The organism is Streptomyces sp. NPDC014727, from assembly GCF_043083485.1.
Classification (GTDB): domain Bacteria; phylum Actinomycetota; class Actinomycetes; order Streptomycetales; family Streptomycetaceae; genus Streptomyces.
Genome location: NZ_JBIBYR010000081.1, coordinates 1 through 1,256, shown reverse-complemented (window position 1 = coordinate 1,256; position 1,256 = coordinate 1). Strand labels below are relative to the sequence as shown.

Here is a 1,256-nt window from a genome sequence, read left to right as displayed (position 1 = left end):
TCCAGCCCCGGCCGTAGCCGACCGACGTCGCCACGACCTGCCCGCCTGTCCCGCACGAAAAGAAGAATCGGGCATCAGGTCTCATACCGCCCTCTGAAGTCGTGGTAGCGCCGCTCGACCGCGCCCTGCCCCTTGTAGTCGATCAGTACCTGTCCGGCACCGGACCGCTGGGCAGGGCGGCTGGTCAGCAGCGCGTACCATCCGTCGACCGCAGCCTCGGCGTCCAAACTTTCCTGGTCGAAGTGCCAGGCCAGGGAAGGAATCTTGGCCTCGTCCTCGGTGATCTGCCAGCGCGCGCAGGAGGTGACACGACGTTTGGCAAGGATGACTCCGATCCGGGCGGCGATCTTCTCCCCGGGACACATCGATCCCGAACTCGGCGATCGCCCGTGCGCCGACCGTGCCCGCCAACTGATCGAGTTTCGGGGCGATCGCGTCCAGAGCACGAGCCAGCCGGTCATCGTTCAGCAGCTCCGGCGTGACCCCGAAGACCTCCTCCACCGCCCAGGTCCGGGCCCAGTCACCCACCCTGAACAGCGGTGCGGGCGAGGTAAGCCGGTTCGCCACCAGCGCCTCGATCACCTGCCCATGCGTCACATGGGCACTTGCCCCGCCAGGGCAGAGCTCGTCGACGATCCCCGCGACATCCAGCCGGCGCAGAAACTCGGCAGCGACAGGCAGAGCGCCCAGACGCTTCTCCACCACGGACGTCACCACGCACTCAAGGCGCTGACGCTGGGACCGAGGCCGCGGGGACCGGGAAGTCATCGACACACCCAACCCAACGCCACACCACCTGCCCAGGACACCCCTGGACGGGTCACACCATACGAATCAACGACCCGCGAAGTCCGGGTCTAGACGGCGACGAAACGCCGGTTGCCGTCCGCAGCGAGGATGCGGCCGAAGCGCATACCGGGGAAGTGGGCGGCGACCAGTAGGTCGTCGGTGTCGGCGGACTCGTCGGCGATACGGTTGCGCACGGCGGAGGCGGCGGCGGGGTCGACGTCCCAGATCACCTGCCAGTCGCGCTCGCCGAACTGGACCACCGAGTGGACCACGTCCCCCAGTAGCAGCGCGCGGCGCCCGCCGGAGGAGACCACGTACACGGTCGTGCCGGGGGTATGGCCGGGCAGGTGGAGGGCGTCGACACCGGGAGCCAGGGTGAAGTCCGCGTCGAACAGCTCCAGTTGGTCCCCGAGTGGGGTGAGCTTGTCGACGGCTTCGGGCTGGGCCGCGTCGCCCGTCACGAAGTA

Annotated in this window: 2 protein-coding genes and 1 pseudogene; all 3 read right to left on the bottom strand. The window is 68.5% G+C overall.

What is annotated here, in order from left to right; translation table 11 throughout:
• Nucleotides 1-74: 74 nt before the first annotated feature.
• Nucleotides 75-365 carry a hypothetical protein gene (locus ACF1B9_RS37985; protein WP_391746892.1) on the bottom strand — a complete coding sequence of 97 codons (291 nt, stop codon included), beginning with the start codon at nt 363-365 and terminating at the stop codon, nt 75-77.
• Between the two features lie 73 nt (nt 366-438).
• Nucleotides 439-768 (bottom strand): annotated as a pseudogene (locus ACF1B9_RS37980) (DUF4277 domain-containing protein); the annotation flags it as partial.
• Between the two features lie 89 nt (nt 769-857).
• The coding region (locus tag ACF1B9_RS37975) for an MBL fold metallo-hydrolase (protein ID WP_391795989.1) at nt 858-1,256 on the bottom strand (399 nt) is incomplete at its 5' end.